Genomic DNA, 16,785 nt, shown 5'->3' on the forward strand with positions numbered 1-16,785 from the left:
ATAACGTTAAAGATTACTTTCGGTGATAAGCGACCACAGCCAATGATTGCCCCATCGACTACGCCGTGGGGGCGTCAGGATTGGCGGGTCGATCGCTTTGGCTCGTAGAACGAAAGAGACCGCAGGGAGTTGAACAATGGGCAATGTCCAGACCGCCGCCGGTGCAGGGGAGTTGCTGTGGCGGCATACGCCGAGTGGCGAACTGGTCGATCTTGGCCGGCCGCACCGAGTGCCGTTGGGGCAGTTGCGTCTGCAGCGTGCGCCCAAGGGCATTTTGAGTCGGCGCGAAATTCTTCTGCTCGGTGTGCTCGCGTTGGTCGTGCATGGCGCGGTGATTTACTGGGTCAGCCAGAAACCGACGCCAGCGCTGCCGGTGGTGCCGCCGGAAATTCCGCCGATGACCATTGAGTTTTCGCGTCCGGCTCCGCCAGCGCCGCCGGTTGTTGCGCCGCCACCACCGGCGCCGGTGATCGAACCGCCACCGCCGGTGGAAGAGGAATTGGCGGTCAAACCGCCGCCGCCCAAGCCGATCGCGAAACCCAAGCCAGTGGTGAAACCGCCGCCCAAACCGGCGCCGAAGGCAGTAGAGCAACCGCCAGCGCCAGCGAAACCGGCAGCCCCGGTCGCCGCTCCAGCACCGGCTGCGCCACCGGCACCGGCGCCCGTTACTCCGGCTTCAGCCAACGCCGCATACCTTAAAAATCCGGCGCCGGAATATCCGTCGCTGGCTCAGCGTCGCGGCTGGGAAGGCACGGTGTTGTTACGGGTGCATGTGTTGGCCAGCGGCAAGCCAGGCGAGATTCAGATTGCCAAAAGCAGTGGCCGGCAGCAGCTCGACGACGCTGCGCTGAACGCCGTCAAGCGCTGGAGTTTCGTCCCGGCCAAGCAGGGTGATGTCGCCCAGGACGGCTGGGTCAGCGTGCCCATCGATTTCAAGATTCATTAAACCGAAACCAAATTCGCGCGAAATGTTTACACGAGGGAACACATCATGACGTTACTGGCATCTCCACTGGAATCCATCGAAAGCGCGGTGATCTGGCTGCTGGTGGTTTTTTCCGTTGCCACTTGGGGCCTGGCTTTGCTCAAGGCTGTGCAGTTCGGTCGTCTGAAAGCGCAGGATCGGCGCTTTCATAAACGTTTCTGGGCGGCGTCGAGCCTGGATGCCGCCGCCGAGTTGAGCGAAACCCAGCCCGGCGCCGCAGCGCGGGTGGCGCAGGCCGGTTACGCGGCGATCCAGGTGGGCGAGGCGCCGCAGGCGAATGATCTGAGCCAGGCGATCAACCATCAGGATCGCCTCGAGCGTGCCTTGCGCCAGCAGATCGTCCGCGAACGGCGTTCGCTGGAGACCGGTCTGGCGGTAGTTGCGAGTATTGGCAGCACCTCGCCGTTCATTGGTCTGTTCGGCACGGTGTGGGGAATCATGGAAGCCTTGAAAGGCATCAGCGCCGCCGGTTCGGCAAGCCTGGAAACCGTGGCCGGGCCGATCGGTGCGGCACTGGTCGCAACCGGCGTGGGGATCGCCGTCGCGGTGCCGGCGGTGCTGGTTTACAACTACTTTTTACGCCGTCTGAAACTGACGGCGGCGGATCTCGACGACTTTGCCCACGACTTCTACAGCCTGGCGCAGAAAAGCGCGTTCCGCGTGCTGATACACCCGACCGCGCACAAGGTGGCAACGCCGGGCAACGCGGCAAAAGTGAAGGAGGCGTCCTGATATGGCCTTCTCCACGCAAGACTCGGATGAGGTGCTCAGCGAGATCAACGTGACGCCGCTGGTGGACGTGATGCTGGTGCTGCTGGTGGTGTTTATCGTCACCGCGCCGCTGCTGACCAACGCAATACCGATCAACCTGCCGAAGACCGAAGCGGTGGCGCCAGTCGAGCAGAAGGATCCGCTGGTGGTGAGCATCGACGGCGCCGGCAAGCTGTTTATCAACAAGGACGAGATTCAGCCCGACTTGCTCGAATTCAATCTCAAGTCGGCCAAAGCCAAAGACCCGGAAGTGCGCGTGCAATTGCAGGCCGATGACGGGGTGAATTACGGCGAAGTGGCGCGAGCCATGGCTTCGATCGAACGGGCGGGGATTACCAAGTTGTCGGTGATCACCGCGCGGTGACAGATTTTGTTTTCCGGGGCCGTCTCCTTGGCAGGGTGCGGCCCTTTTTTTATTCCGCGTTATTGCCACAACACACTCACCCTGTGGGAGCGAGCCTGCTCGCGAAGGCGCCATTGGCCACAACATCAGCGTCGACTGATGCACCGTATTCGCGAGCAGGCTCGCTCCCACAGGATTCGCGACTCATATGCATTATGGGTATTAATAAATAGCTTCTTATTCCTTAACGAATATAACTCCTCTCCCTATACTCGATCCACAACAGACACGACGCAGGAGAGCCCCCATGCGCAATGAATCAATCCGCTATCTGATTGTGCCGGGCTGGCAAGGATCGCCAGAAGATCATTGGCAAAGCCATTGGCAGAACAGCCTGCCGAACAGCGCACGGGTCGAGCAGGCCGATTGGCTGACGCCGCGCCGTGAAGACTGGGTCGCCGCGCTGGCCGAAGCGATTGCCGCCGACAGCACGCCGGTCATTCTCATCGCTCACAGCCTCGGCTGCATCACCGTCGCCCATTGGGCGGCGACTGCGCCGTTGCAGTACCTGCGTCAGGTGCGCGGGGCGTTGCTGGTCGCGCCGGCCGATGTCGAGCGTCCAGCCTGCGCGCCAGCGCTGCGTAACTTCGCACCGATTCCGACGGATCTGTTGCCGTTCCCCAGTCAGGTCGTCAGTTCCGACAACGACGCCGCCGTCAGTGCCCCGCGCGCGCTGGAACTGGCGCGCAACTGGGGCGCGGAGGCGGGGATTCTCGCCGGTGCCGGGCACATCAACGTCAAGTCCGGGCATCAGCGTTGGGAGCAGGGGTTTGCCTACCTCTATCGCCTGCAAAATCGCCTGGAACATCACGCCCGCCGTCGCGCCTGACCTCATTATTCAACGCCCCCGTCGGCTGGCGGTTTTGGGCGGGAGCCTGCCATGAGTTTCGAAACTTTCGGTCAGCCATTGCTGACCTTTCCCGATGCGGAAAAAAGCCCTCTGAGCATTCGCGCCAAGGCGTTGGTGTTCGTTGATCCACGCTCGCGGCAATTGCGCGAGGAGTTGGAGCAGTTGGCTCCACGTGCGATTTCAGTGCTGATTCGCGGTGAGACTGGCACCGGTAAAGAGCTGCTCGCCCGGCATATCCACCGAGCCAGTGACCGCAGCGGGCTGTTCGTTTCGGTGAACTGCGGCGCGATCAGCCCGACCTACGCCGATGCCGAACTGTTCGGCTACGCCGCCGGCAGCTACAGCGGTTCGGCCAGCAGCCGCGCCGGCTGGTTCGGTTCGGCCAACGGCGGCACCCTGTACCTGGATGAGATTGGCGACCTGCCCCTGCCGATCCAGATCAAGCTGCTCGCGGCACTGGAAAACCACGAAGTCACCCGCGTCGGTGCGCATCAGCCGAGCCCGGTGGATGTGCGTCTGGTTGCCGCCACCAGCATTGATCTGGCCCAGGCCGTGGATGCCGGGAAATTCCACGAGCGGCTCTATCACTACCTCAGCGAGGGCCATCTGGAGCTGCCGGCGTTGCGCGCGCGGACCGGCGACATCCTCTCGCTGGCCGAGTATTTCCTTGGCATCTACAGCCAGCGTCTGGACCTGCCCGTGCCGCTGATCAGCGAAGCCGCGCAACATGTGCTCGAACAACACAGCTGGCCGGGCAACACCCGCGAACTGGAAAACGTCATCCACTTCGCTCTGCTGGTCAGCACCGGCGACGAGATCCTGCCGGAACATCTGAACCTGCCTGACGCGTCTGCGCCGCAGGTTCAGATCGAACGTCTGGTGAGGCAGACCCACATCGGCGGTAGCAGTGCAGAGCGTAAGGCCTTGAAAGATTGGCTGATTCGCTTGAGCGAGGCGGTATAAGCATTTTCTTCAGCATGAACAAAATGGAATATGAAGCTGAATAAACGTTATTGTCCTGGAATAAAAAATCCGGGTATTGTCCGCCTCACGCCAGCGATATCACTTCACTGGCACACGTATTAAATGCCGTCGTCGATGACGACCGTGATTTTCGATAAGGACACTGCATGAAAAAGGTTCTGTTGTTTACCGCATTGGCGGCTGCGCTGACGGCTTCTTTCGCCAACGCCGGCGAGAAACTGGTGGTTGCCGCAACGCCGGTGCCCCACGCTGAAATCCTTGAGCTGATCAAACCGACCCTGGCCAAAGAAGGCGTGGATCTGGAAATCAAAGTCTTCACCGACTACGTGCAGCCGAACGTACAGGTTGGCGAAAAGCGTCTGGACGCCAACTACTTCCAGACCCTGCCGTACCTGAACAGCTTCAACCAGGGTAAATACAAGGATGACAAATCCAAGTACCTGGTGACCGTGCAGGGCGTTCACGTTGAACCGTTCGGTGGTTACTCGAGCAAGTACAAGACGCTGGCTGAGTTGCCGGACGGCGCCACCATCGCCATCCCCAACGAAGGCAGCAACAGCGGCCGTGCACTGATCCTGCTGCAGAAGGCCGGTCTGATCGAACTGAAAGATCCGAAAAACGCTTTGGCAACGCCGAAAGACATCGCCAAGAACCCGCACAACTTCAAGTTCAAGGAACTGGAATCGGCCCTGCTGCCGCGCGTGCTGAAGGAAGTTGATCTGGACATGATCAACACCAACTACGCGCTTGAAGCCAAGCTGAACCCGCAGAAAGATGCGCTGGTGATCGAAGGCGCTGACTCGCCGTACGTGAACTTCCTGGTGGCCCGTGAGGACAACAAGAACAGCGACGCGATCCAGAAACTGGCCAAGGCCCTGACCAGCCCGGAAGTCAAAGCGTTCATCGAGAAGAAGTACAGCGGCGCGGTATTGCCGGCGTTCTGATCTGACGCTTGAGTAAATCCGCTTCAGACGTGAAAACGCCGATGGCCAGTGATGGTCATCGGCGTTTTTGTGCGTACAGAGAAAAGATCGCAGCCTGCGGCAGCTCCTACACGGGAATGCGGTCTCCTGCAGGAGCTGCCGCAGGCTGCGATCTTTTGATCTGGCCCTTGCTTCAGGCCACCTGCGTCTTCAACGCCCGGCGCAACGCCCTGAGCAATTTCACAATGTCCTGCGGATCCAGCCGCTGCGGCACTTTTACGTCCATGTCTTTCTTCCTTGTGATGAATGAGCCGGAGAGTCTGGCCAAAAGCTGCGGGTCCTTGGAGGTCTTTCGTGAAATAAAGATCCGTCCTACAGCGCAAAGAAAAATAGCCTTCTTATTCCTTCCCGGCAAACCTGCAGAACAATGTTTAAGCGACATGAATGTGGGCAGCCCAAATGGGCTAAGCAAAATTCGGGCGACGCGTCCAAAAGCCGATTGCGCCGGCAGTGAAGAAGGGCAATCTCGAGTTGCGTGACTGGGTCAACAGCGAATTGGCCAGGTTGGGCGAGGAGATTCAGCGGTGACGCTTGAATCGCTTTCGCGAGCAGGCTCGCTCCCACATTTGATCGCGTACGATTGTGGCAGCGAGCCTGCTCGCGAATTCTTCAGTCACCGCTCAATCCGGCCAATGCCACGCCGGTTCATCCAGCACCCGCTGCCCGACAATCCCGGTCTGCCCCAGCGTCTTCTCCAGCACGATGCAATTGCATTCCGGATCTTCCTGCAACGCCGAGATCAACCGTCGTGCGTGGGACACCACCCACACCTGACACTGCTCCGAAGCGCGAATGATCAGCCTTGCCAGCGCCGGCAGCAGGTCCGGGTGCAGGCTGGTTTCCGGTTCGTTGAGCACCATCAGTGATGGCGGTCGTGGGGTCAGCAACGCCGCAACCAGCAGCAGATAACGCAAGGTGCCGTCCGACAGTTCTGCCGCCGACAACGGCCGCAACAAACCCTCTTGATAGAACTCGATAGCGAAACGGCCACCGGTCAACGGCGCAATATTCAGCCGCGCACCGGGAAACGCATCGCTGATCGCCGCTGTTAACGCCTGCGGATCGCCAATCTCGATAATCGTCTGCAAGGCTGCCGCCAGGTCGCGACCGTCGTGGTGCAGCACCGGCGTGCGCGTGCCGAGTTGCGGCTGGCGTACCGGTGCGTCGGCATCGCTGCGAAAGTGATCATAAAAACGCCAGCGCCGGATGAACTCGCGCATCTGGAACACTTCCGGCGAGCTGCGCAGATTACCGACCTGATCGAACAGGCTGTCGAAGTTCGGTGTGTGTTGCGCCAGCACGTCCCAGGCGCGACCTTCGCGGGCGCGGATCATCGGGCCGTTGCGGTCGACCAGCAGGCTCGCCGGGCGAAACACCGCGCCGGCCCAAATGCATTCACGTTTGATTTCCGGGTCGAGGGAAAAGCATGAGGTGCTTGGCTCCGGCAGGCCCAGGCTGATGGCGTAACTGAAATCCTCGCCGGCGAATCCCAGGCGCAGCCGCTTCACCCCTTGGCGCACCGTCGGTTCGATCGCCACTTCACCGTTGCGCATGCGCCGGCTGATGGTTTCCGGCCCGGCCCAGAACGTCGAGTCCAGCCCGCCTTCACGCGCCAGCGCATTGACCACGCCGCCTTGCGCGGTTTCGGCCAGCAGGCGCAAGGCGCGGTAGAGGTTGGACTTGCCGCTGCCATTGGGTCCCGTAATGAGGTTCAGACGCCCGAGCGGAATCACCAGTTTGTTGATCGAGCGGTAATTGGCCACCGCCAGGGTGTTGAGCATGAAATCCTTCTCCGCATACGCTGGATCTGCCACACGATACCCGTGTAGGAGCTGCCGCAGGCTGCGATCTTTTGACGTTGTTTTCAATAGGATCAAAAGATCGCAGCCTTGGGCAGCTCCTGCAGGTATAAATCTGTTGTTCTGACGGTCAAGCGTGGAACCCTGTTCTAAGCTCTGAAGTCGTATCGTCTCGACAGCAGCATTTAAGGCCAAGGAGTGTGCATGGCGGGTCCCGGATTGAAAGTGCTGATGGCCGTGAGCGCCATGGCGTTACTCACCGCTTGCGGCGACAAGAAACCTGCTCAGGAATATCTGCCACGGGTCTTTGTGCAAGAAGTCGAACCGGCCAACTACGCCGCAGCGGTGACCCTCACCGGTGATGTGCAGGCGCGGGTGCAGACCCAGCTGTCATTTCGCGTCGGCGGCAAAATCATCCAGCGCATGGTTGATGTCGGCGACCGCGTCACCGCCAGGCAGGTGCTGGCCAAACTCGATCCGAAAGATCTGCAGACCAACGTCGATTCCGCTCAGGCCCAAGTCGTCGCCGAACAGGCCCGCGTGAAGCAAGCGGCGGCCGCTTTCGTGCGTCAGCAAAAACTCCTGCCCAAGGGCTACACCAGCCAGAGCGAATACGATTCGGCACAAGCCGCTCTGCGCAGCAGCCAGAGCGCGTTGAGCGCGGCGCAGGCGCAGCTGGCCAACGCCAAGGACCAGCTCAGTTACACCGCGCTGATCGCCGATGCGCCCGGCGTGATCACCGAGCGCCAGGCCGAAGTCGGCCAGGTGGTGCAGGCCACCGCGCCGATTTTCAGCCTCGCCCGTGATGGCGACCGCGACGCGGTGTTCAATGTCTACGAATCGCTGCTGGCCGAGCGGCCGTCCGATCGTTCGATCGTGGTCAGCCTGCTCGACAACCCCGAGATCAAAACCACCGGCACCGTGCGCGAAATCACCCCCTCGGTGTCGGCGCAGTCTGGCACCGTGCAGGTCAAGGTCAGCCTCGACAAGCTGCCGCCGGGCATGCAACTCGGTTCGGTCGTGAGCGCCACCGCCAAAGGCACCGGCAAGTCGGCGGTAGAACTGCCCTGGTCGGCGCTGACGAAAAACATCAGCGATCCGGCGGTGTGGCTGGTCGATGACAAGGGTGAAGCGCAGTTGCACACGGTCACGGTCGGTCGTTACCTGACCGGCAAAGTGATCATCAGCGAAGGCCTCAAGGGCGGCGAGAAAGTCATTGTCGCCGGCGGCCAGTTGCTGCACCCCGGCATGAAAGTCGAGATCGCCGAAAACACCTACAAGGATCTGCAACCGGGAGCGCAGCCATGAAGCGCCTCGGTCTGTTGTGCATGGCGCTGCTGTTGGGCGCCTGCTCGGAAAAGGAAACACCGCCGGAACCGGTACGTCCGGTGCTGTCGGTCACGGTCAAAGCGCTGAACGAAGAAAGCCTCGGGCGCTTTGCCGGGAGCATTCAGGCGCGCTATGAAAGCAACACCGGTTTTCGCGTCGGCGGCCGCATCGCCAGTCGTAACGTCGATGTCGGTGCCGAAGTGCAGAAGGGTACCTTGCTCGCCACCCTCGATCCGTCCGATCAGCAGAACCAGTTGCGTTCGGCCCAAGGCGACTTGGCGCGGATTCAGGCGCAACTGATCAATGCCCAGGCCAATGCACGCCGTCAGCAAGCGCTGTTCGATCGCGGCGTCGGTGCGCAGGCGCAACTGGACGTCGCCAATACCGACCTGAAAACCACCCAGGCCTCGCTCGATCAGGCGCGGGCGGCGGTCAGCCAGAGCAAGGATCAGTTGAGCTACACCGAGCTGCGCTCCGATCACAAAGCCGTGGTCACCGCGTGGAACGCCGAAGCCGGGCAAGTGGTGACTGCCGGGCAACAGGTGGTGACACTGGCGCAACCGGATATCAAGGAAGCGGTGATCGATTTGCCCGATACGCTGGTCGATCAGTTGCCCAGCGACGTGGTGTTCTCGGTGGCTGCGCAACTCGACCCGAGCATCAACACCACGGCGATCATCCGCGAGATCGAACCGCAGGCACAAAGCGCCACGCGCACCCGCCGCGCGCGCCTGACCCTGTCGGATACGCCGGACGGTTTCCGCCTCGGCACCGCGATCAGCGTGACCCTCAGCTCGGCGATCAAGCCGCGCATTGAACTGCCGCTGACCGCGTTGCAGGAAGTCGATGGCAAAACCCGGATCTGGGTGATCGACACGCAAAACAAAACCGTCAATCCGCGCGACGTCAGCGTGGTCAGCCGTGGCGACAACAGCGTGGTGCTGGCCGGTGGTGTACAAAACGGCGAGCGCGTGGTCAGCGCCGGCGTCAACAGTCTCAAACCCGGACAATCGGTAAAACTTGACGAGGACAGTCAATGAAAGGCTCTTTCAACCTCTCCGAATGGGCCCTCAAGCACCAGTCTTTCGTGTGGTACCTGATGTTCGTCGGGCTGCTGATGGGGGTGTTCTCGTACTTCAATCTGGGCCGCGAAGAAGACCCGTCCTTCACCATCAAGACCATGGTGATCCAGACCAAATGGCCGGGTGCGACCCAAGAGGAAACCCTCAAGCAGGTCACCGACCGCATCGAGAAAAAACTCGAAGAGCTCGATTCCCTCGACTACGTGAAAAGCTACACGCGCCCCGGCGAATCGACGGTGTACGTGTACCTGCGCGACACCACCAGCGCCAAGGACATCCCGGAAATCTGGTATCAGGTGCGCAAGAAGATCGACGACATTCGCGGCCAGTTTCCCCAGGGTATTCAGGGGCCGGGATTCAACGATGAATTCGGTGACGTGTACGGCTCGGTCTACGCCTTCACCGCCGATGGCCTGACCATGCGCCAGTTGCGCGATTACGTGGAGCAGGCGCGCGCAGAAATCCGCAACGTGCCGGGGCTGGGCAAGATCGAAATGGTCGGCCAGCAGGACGAAACGATTTACCTGAATTTCTCCACGCGCAAACTCGCCGCACTGGGTATCGACCAGCGTCAGGTGGTGCAGAGCCTGCAATCGCAGAACGCAGTGACTCCGGCCGGGGTGATCGAGGCGGGGCCGGAGCGGATCTCCGTGCGCACTTCGGGTCAGTTCGAATCGGAGAAAGATCTGGCCGAGGTCAACCTCAAGCTCAACGACCGTTTCTATCGTCTGGCCGACATCGCCGAGATCAGCCGTGGCTATGTCGATCCGGCGACACCGCAATTCCGCTTCGACGGCAAACCGGCTATCGGCCTGGCGATCGCCATGCAGAAGGGCGGCAACGTTCAGGAGTTCGGTAAGGCGCTGCACGAGCGCATCGACCAGCTCACCGCTGACTTGCCGGTCGGCGTCGGCGTGCACACGGTTTCCGATCAGGCGGTGGTGGTGGAAGAGGCCGTCGGCGGTTTCACCAGCGCCCTGTTCGAAGCAGTCATCATCGTGCTGGTGGTGAGCTTCATCAGCCTCGGCGTGCGCGCCGGTCTGGTGGTGGCCTGCTCGATTCCGCTGGTGCTGGCGATGGTGTTTGTGTTCATGGAATACAGCGGCATCACCATGCAGCGGATTTCCCTCGGCGCGCTGATCATTGCCCTCGGTCTGCTGGTGGACGACGCGATGATCACCGTGGAAATGATGGTCACGCGCCTGGAAATGGGCGAAAGCAGGGAGGAGGCGGCGACGTTCGCCTACACCTCGACGGCGTTCCCGATGCTCACCGGTACCCTGGTGACCGTCGCCGGTTTCGTGCCCATTGGCCTCAACGCCAGTTCTGCTGGGGAGTACACGTTTACGCTGTTTGCGGTGATTGCCGTGGCGATGATCGTCTCGTGGGTGGTGGCGGTGTTCTTCGCGCCAGTGATCGGCGTGCATATCCTCAGTGACAAGGTGAAGGCCCATGACGCCGAGCCGGGTCGCGTCGGCCGGGCATTCAACGGTGGTCTGTTGTGGGCCATGCGCAATCGCTGGTGGGCGATCGGCATCACCGTGCTGTTGTTCGTGCTGGCGGTGTTCTGCATGCGTTTCGTGCAGAACCAGTTCTTCCCGGCATCCGACCGCCCGGAAATTCTCGTTGACCTGAACCTGCCGCAAAACGCTTCCATTGATGAAACCCGCAAAGCCGTGGACAAGCTCGAAGCGACCCTCAAGGGTGACCCGGACATCGTGCGCTGGAGCACTTACATCGGTCAGGGCGCGATCCGTTTCTATCTGCCGCTGGATCAGCAATTGCAGAACCCGTACTACGCGCAGCTGGTGATCGTCAGCAAGGATTTCGAAGCCCGCGAGGCCCTGAGTCAGCGCCTGCGCGAGCGGCTGCACAAAGACTTCGTCGGTATCGGCAGCTATGTGCAGGCCCTGGAAATGGGCCCGCCGGTGGGGCGTCCGATTCAGTATCGAGTCAGCGGCAAAGACGTCGATCAGGTGCGCAAGCACGCCATCGACCTGGCCACCGAGCTGGACAAGAATCCGCACATCGGCGAGATCATTTACGACTGGAACGAGCCGGGCAAAGTCCTGCGCATCGACATCGCCCAGGACAAGGCGCGGCAGCTCGGGCTGTCCTCCGAAGACGTCGCCAACCTGATGAACAGCATCGTCAGCGGCTCGCCGTTGACTCAGGTCGATGACGACATCTACCTGATCAACGTGGTCGGTCGTGCCGTGGATTCCGAGCGCGGTACCCCGGAAACCCTGCAGAACCTGCAGATCGTCACGCCGAGCGGCACCTCGATTCCGCTGCTGGCGTTCGCCACCGTGCGTTATGAACTGGAGCAGCCACTGGTGTGGCGTCGCGATCGCTTGCCGACCATCACCATCAAGGCCTCGGTGCGTGATGAGATTCAGCCGACCGATCTGGTGAAACTGCTCAAGCCGTCGATTGACGCTTTCGCATCCAAATTGCCGGTCGGCTACAAGGTCGCCACCGGCGGTACGGTCGAGGAAAGTGGCAAGGCCCAGGGGCCGATTGCCAAAGTGCTGCCGCTGATGCTGTTCCTCATGGCGACGTTCCTGATGATCCAGTTGCACAGCGTGCAGAAGATGTTCCTGGTCGCCAGTGTCGCGCCGCTGGGGCTGATCGGCGTGGTCCTGGCGCTGGTGCCGACCGGCACGCCGATGGGCTTCGTGGCGATCCTCGGGATTCTCGCGCTGATCGGCATCATCATCCGTAACTCGGTGATTCTGGTGACGCAGATCGATGAGTTCGAGCAGAAAGGCTACGCACCGTGGGACGCGGTCGTGGAAGCGACCGAACACCGGCGCCGACCGATCCTGCTCACCGCTGCGGCGGCGAGCATGGGCATGATCCCGATCGCCCGCGAAGTGTTCTGGGGGCCGATGGCCTACGCGATGATTGGCGGCATCGTCGTGGCGACCCTGCTGACGCTGCTATTCCTGCCGGCGCTGTATGTGGCCTGGTACAGGATTCGCGAGCCTGAAAAAGAATCTTCCTGAAGCAAAAGCAAAAGATCGTAGCCTTCGGCAGCGCCTACAGGGAAACGCATTCCCACGTAGGAGCTGCCGAAGGCTGCGATCTTTTGATATTCAATCAACTCGACGCCACACGCTCGCCAGCCACGGTTGCTGTTCGCGCGGCAAGCCGGCCGGCCGGTAATAGTGCTCAAGCTCGACAAAGCCCGCCGTCTTCAGCAACCCGCGCCAAGCCTCGAGGTCGTGATACGAGCCGTAGCGCGGGCCGTTCCAGCCTTCGCGGTTGTCCCCGCGCGGATTGGAGCTGAACAGCACGCCGCCCGGTTTCAGGGTGCCGTGCAGTTGCCGTAGCACTTGCGGCAATACCTGCAACGGCACATGAAACAGCACGGCATTGGCGAAGACGCCGTCGAAGCGCTCGGCCGGCAGATCAAGTTTGAGAAAATCCTGCTGCCAGACTTCGCAACCGCTGTCCTCGCGGGCCATGCGTGCGAACTCCTGCGAGCCATCGAGGCCGATCGCCATGTGGCCCATGCGCGTGAAGGTCTGCAAATCCCGTCCCGGACCGCAGCCGAAATCGAGAATCGTCAACGGTGACTCAGCCTGAATATGGCGCAACAGGGCTTCGATATTCTGACTGACATCGTGGTCGCGAGTGCCTTCGCGGAAATCCTCGGCCACCGAGTTGTAGTGACTGAGGGTTGTGGCGGTGATCTGTTCGAGGTCACTGGGCGTTTGCTTCATGATCGGTGCTGTATGGGCGAAGAGAGAGCGGACTATAAGCTTTTTCGCCGGCAAAAAAACGCCGCCTGCGCTGGTGCCAGCGCAGGCGGCGATGGGTGCAGGCTTTAAAGCTGCTTTGCGCCCAGGCAATCGATCGAACGGTCCATCATCGCTTTGGCCATTTCCAGCAAATGCCAGACCGAGAACACCATGGCTCGATCCGCGCCCCCGAGGTGGTCACCGCATTGATGGACGGTCACCGAAGCGCAGCGCAGCAGATCGGCAACATACAATTGAGCATCCTCCAGCGTCACATCTTCGCTGATGCTGTAGACGCGTTTCTGTCCCGCCAACGTGACCTGAGTGCCAGCCAGATGCGAGTCAACGGCGCGGCACAATGCAGAGCGATCCTTGAGCAAATCCTCGGTGAACCGCTTGCTGGAAGTAAGGCTGAGTGGCGGATCGGTGAGATTTTTTTCCATGGGTAAACTCCTGACATCAAGTGGGAGCCAACCATTTCGCGACTAAACGAGCAGGACGGCGGCTGCACGCAGATCAGTCGTCGGCCGCCGGTTATCGACGCACCCGAAAGTGCCCTGCGTACAGCCAACATCAGACAGCTAAAAGCCTCTGCCGAGGTCAGGCCTGACTGCACGCCCAGCGAATCCGGACAACTGAATCCGGTCACCGCAAAACAGTGACGACCGGAGATTAGCTACCGGATATTTCGGGTACAAGCGGGCAAATTATTCTAGGAATCGTCCTGCAAACCCATGTGGTTCGGGCTGGCGAAACGCTAAAAACCGTGTAGGAGACATCTGATTTTCACTAAGGGCAATGCCGAAAATTTTGCGATCACATGGGCTAGGTTGATGGCCACCTGCCGCCATCGACCTTAGCGCTTATTCAGCCCTCGCGCCAGTCTGTACTAGCGCAACTGATCGGCAAGCCTTGGCGAATGAATACGCTGTCTGGGCGCGCAGACCAAAAAGCAACTGGTAGTTCTTACAGTATCGCGCCAGAGGAAACGGGTTCAGGCTTGGAGTATTGACACCAGGGGCTCGCCTAGCCGTGAACACCCACGCTGATACCGCCACTCCGACCTTGTCGGTCATTGACCCGCGCGCACTGGCGGTTCGCAGCGTTGCCTATTGCCGACACCCGGATAAAGCCGACATCGAATCGCGCATCATCCGGCAGATCTTTGATGAGGCGGGGCGTCAGGTAGCGTCGTGGGATCCGCGTTTGTACGGCGTTGCGCCCAAGCCGAATCTGGCCACACTCTACGCATTGAGCGGTCAAGCGTTACTCGCCGACAGCGTCGACGCCGGTTGGCAGGTGCGGCTGTTGAATGAAGCGGGTTCGATGTGTTCTGGCTGGGATGCGCGGGGCAGTCAGAGTCACCGCCAATACGATGATCTGCAGCGACCGCTAGCCCTCACCGAGCAGGCGCACGCCGGGCCGCCTCGCGTGGTCGAGCGCTGGACCTATGCAAAAGCCACCGATGAACGCGCGCTGCACAACCAGTGCGGTCGACCGATCCGCCACGACGACCCGGCCGGCAATCGGCATTTCGATGGCTATGGCCTCGCTGGCGCAGTGGTGGTGGAGTCGCGACGCTTTTTGATCGAGCTCGAGACGCCTGACTGGCCGCTCGAACCCGACCGGCGGGATGACTATCTCGAGGAAACCACCTACGTCAGCCGACAGACTTTCACTGCAACCGGCGACTTGCAGCATCACACCGACGCGGTAGGCAACCTCCGGACCCAGCATTACAACATCGCCGGGCAAGCTTGCGCGATCTGGTTGTTACAGGCCGGCGAGGGCCGGCAGCCGAAGTGCCTGGTCAGCGCCATTCGCTACAACGCGCAGGGTCAGATCGAAAGTGAAACGGCCGGCAACGGCGTCATCGCCCGTGCCGAATACACCCGCGATGACGGCCGGTTGCTCAGACTGCTCGCCAGTGTCGGCACGCGCCCTCCGTTGCAGGATCTGAATTACGTCTACGATCCGGTGGGCAACGTCATCAGCCTGGAAGACAAGACTCAATCCGTGTCCTGGTTCAACAATCAGCGCATCGATCCGGTCAGTCGGTATCGCTACGACAGCCTTTATCAACTGGTCGAGGCCAGCGGCTGGGAAGTCAGCCAGCCCAGCCACGGTCCGGCCTTGCCGGAGCTGCTGCCAACGCCGCTCGATCCCAATCAACGGCGCAACTACACGCAGAAATTCGACTACGACGCAGCGGGCAACCTGGTCACTCGCCACCACAGCGGTGCGCCGGGATTTTCGATGTTTACTTCGGCTTACAGCAACCGAAGCCTGGCGCAGCACGCCGATGGTTCTTTGCCCGGGGAATCGGAGATAGCGCTGGGATTTGATGCGGCGGGCAATCAGTTGGAGTTGCAACGCGGTCAGGCCATGTACTGGAACGTACGCAATGAGTTAAGCCGGGTTGTGTTGGTGAAGCGTGCGAATGAAAGCGATGACTACGAATGTTATGGCTACGACGAGCCGGGCCATCGGTTGCGTAAAACCACTGTCAGCCACGCGTCCGGTCAGACGCTGACGGCAGAAGTTCGTTATCTGCCGGGGCTCGAGATTTATCGCGAAGTCGATGGTGTCGAGCGACATGTCGTCAGTGTCGATACCGGGCGCAATCGGGTACGACTGCTGCACTGGCCAAGCGGGGTGGAAGGCGACCAACTGCGTTACAGCCTCAGTGATCATCTCGGTTCCAGCACGCTGGAATTGGATGATGGTGCGGGGATTTTGACTCAGGAGCACTATTACCCGTTTGGTGGCACGGCGTGCTGGGCGGGTAAAAATGCATTGGCGGCGAAAAACAAAACGATTCGCTACTCAGGCAAAGAGCGGGATGCGACCGGTCTTTACTATTATGGATATCGTTATTACGCGCCGTGGTTGCAGCGCTGGATAAGTGGCGATCCTGCAGGAGCAGTTAATGGGTTGAATTTATTTTGTTTTGTTGCGAATACGCCTGTCGTTAATAATGATCTGGATGGGAGGTGGTTTTATGAAGGTGAAAATGATTTTATTGAAACATCTCTCATTCAATCAGGTAAGCGGATTGTGTCACGCGGACTTGATCAGTTTCCTATGCATCTTTCAGCCATCATAAGCTCCCAGCTACCCGAAATGGGACAAGTTTTTTCTGAAGCGATTTATGCATTAACCCAAGGCTTTACAGAATCTCCAGCAGTTTTACAAAGTTATTTTGGCCCTGAATACAGGGCAGTAGAAAATCAGCTTTCACACGTTTGGATGCGTGGGTTAGATATGACAAATGCTTATGGCGGACAGGCAGCAAGAGGGAAGTTTTTAGGTTTTGTAGGCGGTCCGGGACCTGAGAGGCACTCAAACGCGGAGGTCAGACCAGACGATTTTTATGGACGAATTGCTATTAACTTATCTAGGGTCGATGGTGATTTTGAAATGGTTTTGGGGCACGAATTACTGCATTTGAACAGGGTTAACAGAATTGGCGCTGTTGGGCCGAATGCGGTGGATAATTTCTATTTGAACTCCAGAAGTCCGGAAATCTTGAACTATCCAGTGATGCAGTACGAACTCCCGGCTAGAGGGGTTTCAGAAGCTATTATGAATGGTGGTTTAAATTTAGAGTTTTCAGAAAGGTATCCGGCGTCCCATCGTGACTTCATTACGTCCGTTGAGAATTATATGGGGCTTCCAGGTATGCTGGATCTTGAAACTTCGATTTCCATGTTTAATGAGGCTCCTCATATGCGCGCGCAAATGGCACTCAATAACGCGGACAGCATTGTTTTTTTGCGGCAAAAAGTATGAGTCAGCTTTATCGGGCGAGGCAGGAAAACAGCAATTTGTTTTACAACTTGATTAATGGCTA

At 59.7% G+C, this 16,785-nt stretch carries 13 protein-coding genes and 1 pseudogene; 11 read left to right on the top strand and 3 right to left on the bottom strand.

The genetic code is table 11. The features are described from left to right. The first annotated feature begins 136 nt into the window (after positions 1-136). From AC4IHP_RS09250 to AC4IHP_RS09280, 7 genes and pseudogenes are all read left to right on the top strand, one after another. On the top strand, positions 137-946 hold the full coding sequence (locus AC4IHP_RS09250; RefSeq protein ID WP_490831540.1) for an energy transducer TonB: 810 nt from the start codon (positions 137-139) through the stop codon (positions 944-946). 45 nt (positions 947-991) lie between these two features. Next, positions 992-1,717 carry a MotA/TolQ/ExbB proton channel family protein gene (locus AC4IHP_RS09255; protein WP_042608544.1) on the top strand — a complete coding sequence of 242 codons (726 nt, stop codon included), beginning with the start codon at positions 992-994 and terminating at the stop codon, positions 1,715-1,717. A gap of 1 nt (position 1,718) precedes the next feature. Beyond that, on the top strand, positions 1,719-2,120 hold the full coding sequence (locus AC4IHP_RS09260) for an ExbD/TolR family protein (RefSeq protein ID WP_003220570.1): 402 nt from the start codon (positions 1,719-1,721) through the stop codon (positions 2,118-2,120). Between the two features lie 286 nt (positions 2,121-2,406). Then, positions 2,407-2,988, top strand: coding sequence for an alpha/beta hydrolase (locus tag AC4IHP_RS09265; protein WP_007918704.1), 582 nt, complete (start codon positions 2,407-2,409; stop codon positions 2,986-2,988). A gap of 51 nt (positions 2,989-3,039) precedes the next feature. Beyond that, positions 3,040-3,972: a sigma 54-interacting transcriptional regulator gene (locus AC4IHP_RS09270; protein ID WP_460122811.1), complete on the top strand. Its 933-nt coding sequence runs from the start codon at positions 3,040-3,042 to the stop codon at positions 3,970-3,972. A gap of 167 nt (positions 3,973-4,139) precedes the next feature. After that, positions 4,140-4,937 carry a MetQ/NlpA family ABC transporter substrate-binding protein gene (locus AC4IHP_RS09275; RefSeq protein ID WP_016772222.1) on the top strand — a complete coding sequence of 266 codons (798 nt, stop codon included), beginning with the start codon at positions 4,140-4,142 and terminating at the stop codon, positions 4,935-4,937. A 439-nt stretch (positions 4,938-5,376) separates the two neighbouring features. Continuing rightward, positions 5,377-5,492 (top strand): annotated as a pseudogene (locus AC4IHP_RS09280) (glutamine ABC transporter substrate-binding protein); the annotation flags it as partial. Positions 5,493-5,596: 104 nt separating this feature from the next. Here the strand turns inward: AC4IHP_RS09280 and AC4IHP_RS09285 are convergent. Continuing rightward, positions 5,597-6,757, bottom strand: coding sequence for an AAA family ATPase (locus tag AC4IHP_RS09285; RefSeq protein ID WP_490831541.1), 1,161 nt, complete (start codon positions 6,755-6,757; stop codon positions 5,597-5,599). A gap of 222 nt (positions 6,758-6,979) precedes the next feature. On the opposite strand from AC4IHP_RS09285, the gene AC4IHP_RS09290 reads away from it, so the two are divergent. From AC4IHP_RS09290 to AC4IHP_RS09300, 3 genes are read left to right on the top strand one after another with little or no spacing between them, the layout of a single operon-like run. After that, positions 6,980-8,083: an efflux RND transporter periplasmic adaptor subunit gene (locus AC4IHP_RS09290; protein ID WP_423521718.1), complete on the top strand. Its 1,104-nt coding sequence runs from the start codon at positions 6,980-6,982 to the stop codon at positions 8,081-8,083. Beyond that, the gene (locus AC4IHP_RS09295; protein ID WP_039756393.1) at positions 8,080-9,144 is read left to right on the top strand and encodes an efflux RND transporter periplasmic adaptor subunit; all 1,065 of its coding nucleotides are present in this window, start codon (positions 8,080-8,082) and stop codon (positions 9,142-9,144) included. Before AC4IHP_RS09290 ends, AC4IHP_RS09295 begins: the two co-directional genes overlap by 4 nt. After that, positions 9,141-12,194 (top strand): efflux RND transporter permease subunit, encoded by a 3,054-nt coding sequence (locus AC4IHP_RS09300; RefSeq protein WP_490831542.1) that lies wholly within the window; start codon positions 9,141-9,143, stop codon positions 12,192-12,194. The genes AC4IHP_RS09295 and AC4IHP_RS09300 overlap by 4 nt, the downstream gene beginning before the upstream one ends. A gap of 90 nt (positions 12,195-12,284) precedes the next feature. Here AC4IHP_RS09300 and AC4IHP_RS09305 read toward each other — a convergent pair whose 3' ends face one another. Both AC4IHP_RS09305 and AC4IHP_RS09310 read right to left on the bottom strand, forming a co-directional pair. After that, positions 12,285-12,914, bottom strand: coding sequence for a class I SAM-dependent methyltransferase (locus AC4IHP_RS09305; protein WP_490831543.1), 630 nt, complete (start codon positions 12,912-12,914; stop codon positions 12,285-12,287). A 104-nt stretch (positions 12,915-13,018) separates the two neighbouring features. Beyond that, the gene (locus tag AC4IHP_RS09310) at positions 13,019-13,375 is read right to left on the bottom strand and encodes a DUF6124 family protein (protein WP_434767353.1); all 357 of its coding nucleotides are present in this window, start codon (positions 13,373-13,375) and stop codon (positions 13,019-13,021) included. A gap of 589 nt (positions 13,376-13,964) precedes the next feature. On the opposite strand from AC4IHP_RS09310, the gene AC4IHP_RS09315 reads away from it, so the two are divergent. Continuing rightward, the gene (locus AC4IHP_RS09315) at positions 13,965-16,724 is read left to right on the top strand and encodes an RHS repeat domain-containing protein (protein WP_490831544.1); all 2,760 of its coding nucleotides are present in this window, start codon (positions 13,965-13,967) and stop codon (positions 16,722-16,724) included. Positions 16,725-16,785 lie beyond the last annotated feature (61 nt).

The organism is Pseudomonas sp. UF-293 (assembly GCF_058245595.1).

Excerpts from the sequence above, each read along its gene's own strand:
- AC4IHP_RS09295 (WP_039756393.1), top strand. The coding sequence starts at position 8,080 with ATGAAGCGCCTCGGTCTGTTGTGCATGGCGCTGCTGTTGGGCGCCTGC.
- AC4IHP_RS09300 (WP_490831542.1), top strand. The coding sequence starts at position 9,141 with ATGAAAGGCTCTTTCAACCTCTCCGAATGGGCCCTCAAGCACCAGTCT.
- AC4IHP_RS09285 (WP_490831541.1), bottom strand. The coding sequence starts at position 6,757 with ATGCTCAACACCCTGGCGGTGGCCAATTACCGCTCGATCAACAAACTG.
- AC4IHP_RS09275 (WP_016772222.1), top strand. The coding sequence starts at position 4,140 with ATGAAAAAGGTTCTGTTGTTTACCGCATTGGCGGCTGCGCTGACGGCT.
- AC4IHP_RS09290 (WP_423521718.1), top strand. The coding sequence starts at position 6,980 with ATGGCGGGTCCCGGATTGAAAGTGCTGATGGCCGTGAGCGCCATGGCG.
- AC4IHP_RS09305 (WP_490831543.1), bottom strand. The coding sequence starts at position 12,914 with ATGAAGCAAACGCCCAGTGACCTCGAACAGATCACCGCCACAACCCTC.
- AC4IHP_RS09310 (WP_434767353.1), bottom strand. The coding sequence starts at position 13,375 with ATGGAAAAAAATCTCACCGATCCGCCACTCAGCCTTACTTCCAGCAAG.
- AC4IHP_RS09270 (WP_460122811.1), top strand. The coding sequence starts at position 3,040 with ATGAGTTTCGAAACTTTCGGTCAGCCATTGCTGACCTTTCCCGATGCG.
- AC4IHP_RS09255 (WP_042608544.1), top strand. The coding sequence starts at position 992 with ATGACGTTACTGGCATCTCCACTGGAATCCATCGAAAGCGCGGTGATC.
- AC4IHP_RS09265 (WP_007918704.1), top strand. The coding sequence starts at position 2,407 with ATGCGCAATGAATCAATCCGCTATCTGATTGTGCCGGGCTGGCAAGGA.
- AC4IHP_RS09260 (WP_003220570.1), top strand. The coding sequence starts at position 1,719 with ATGGCCTTCTCCACGCAAGACTCGGATGAGGTGCTCAGCGAGATCAAC.
- AC4IHP_RS09250 (WP_490831540.1), top strand. The coding sequence starts at position 137 with ATGGGCAATGTCCAGACCGCCGCCGGTGCAGGGGAGTTGCTGTGGCGG.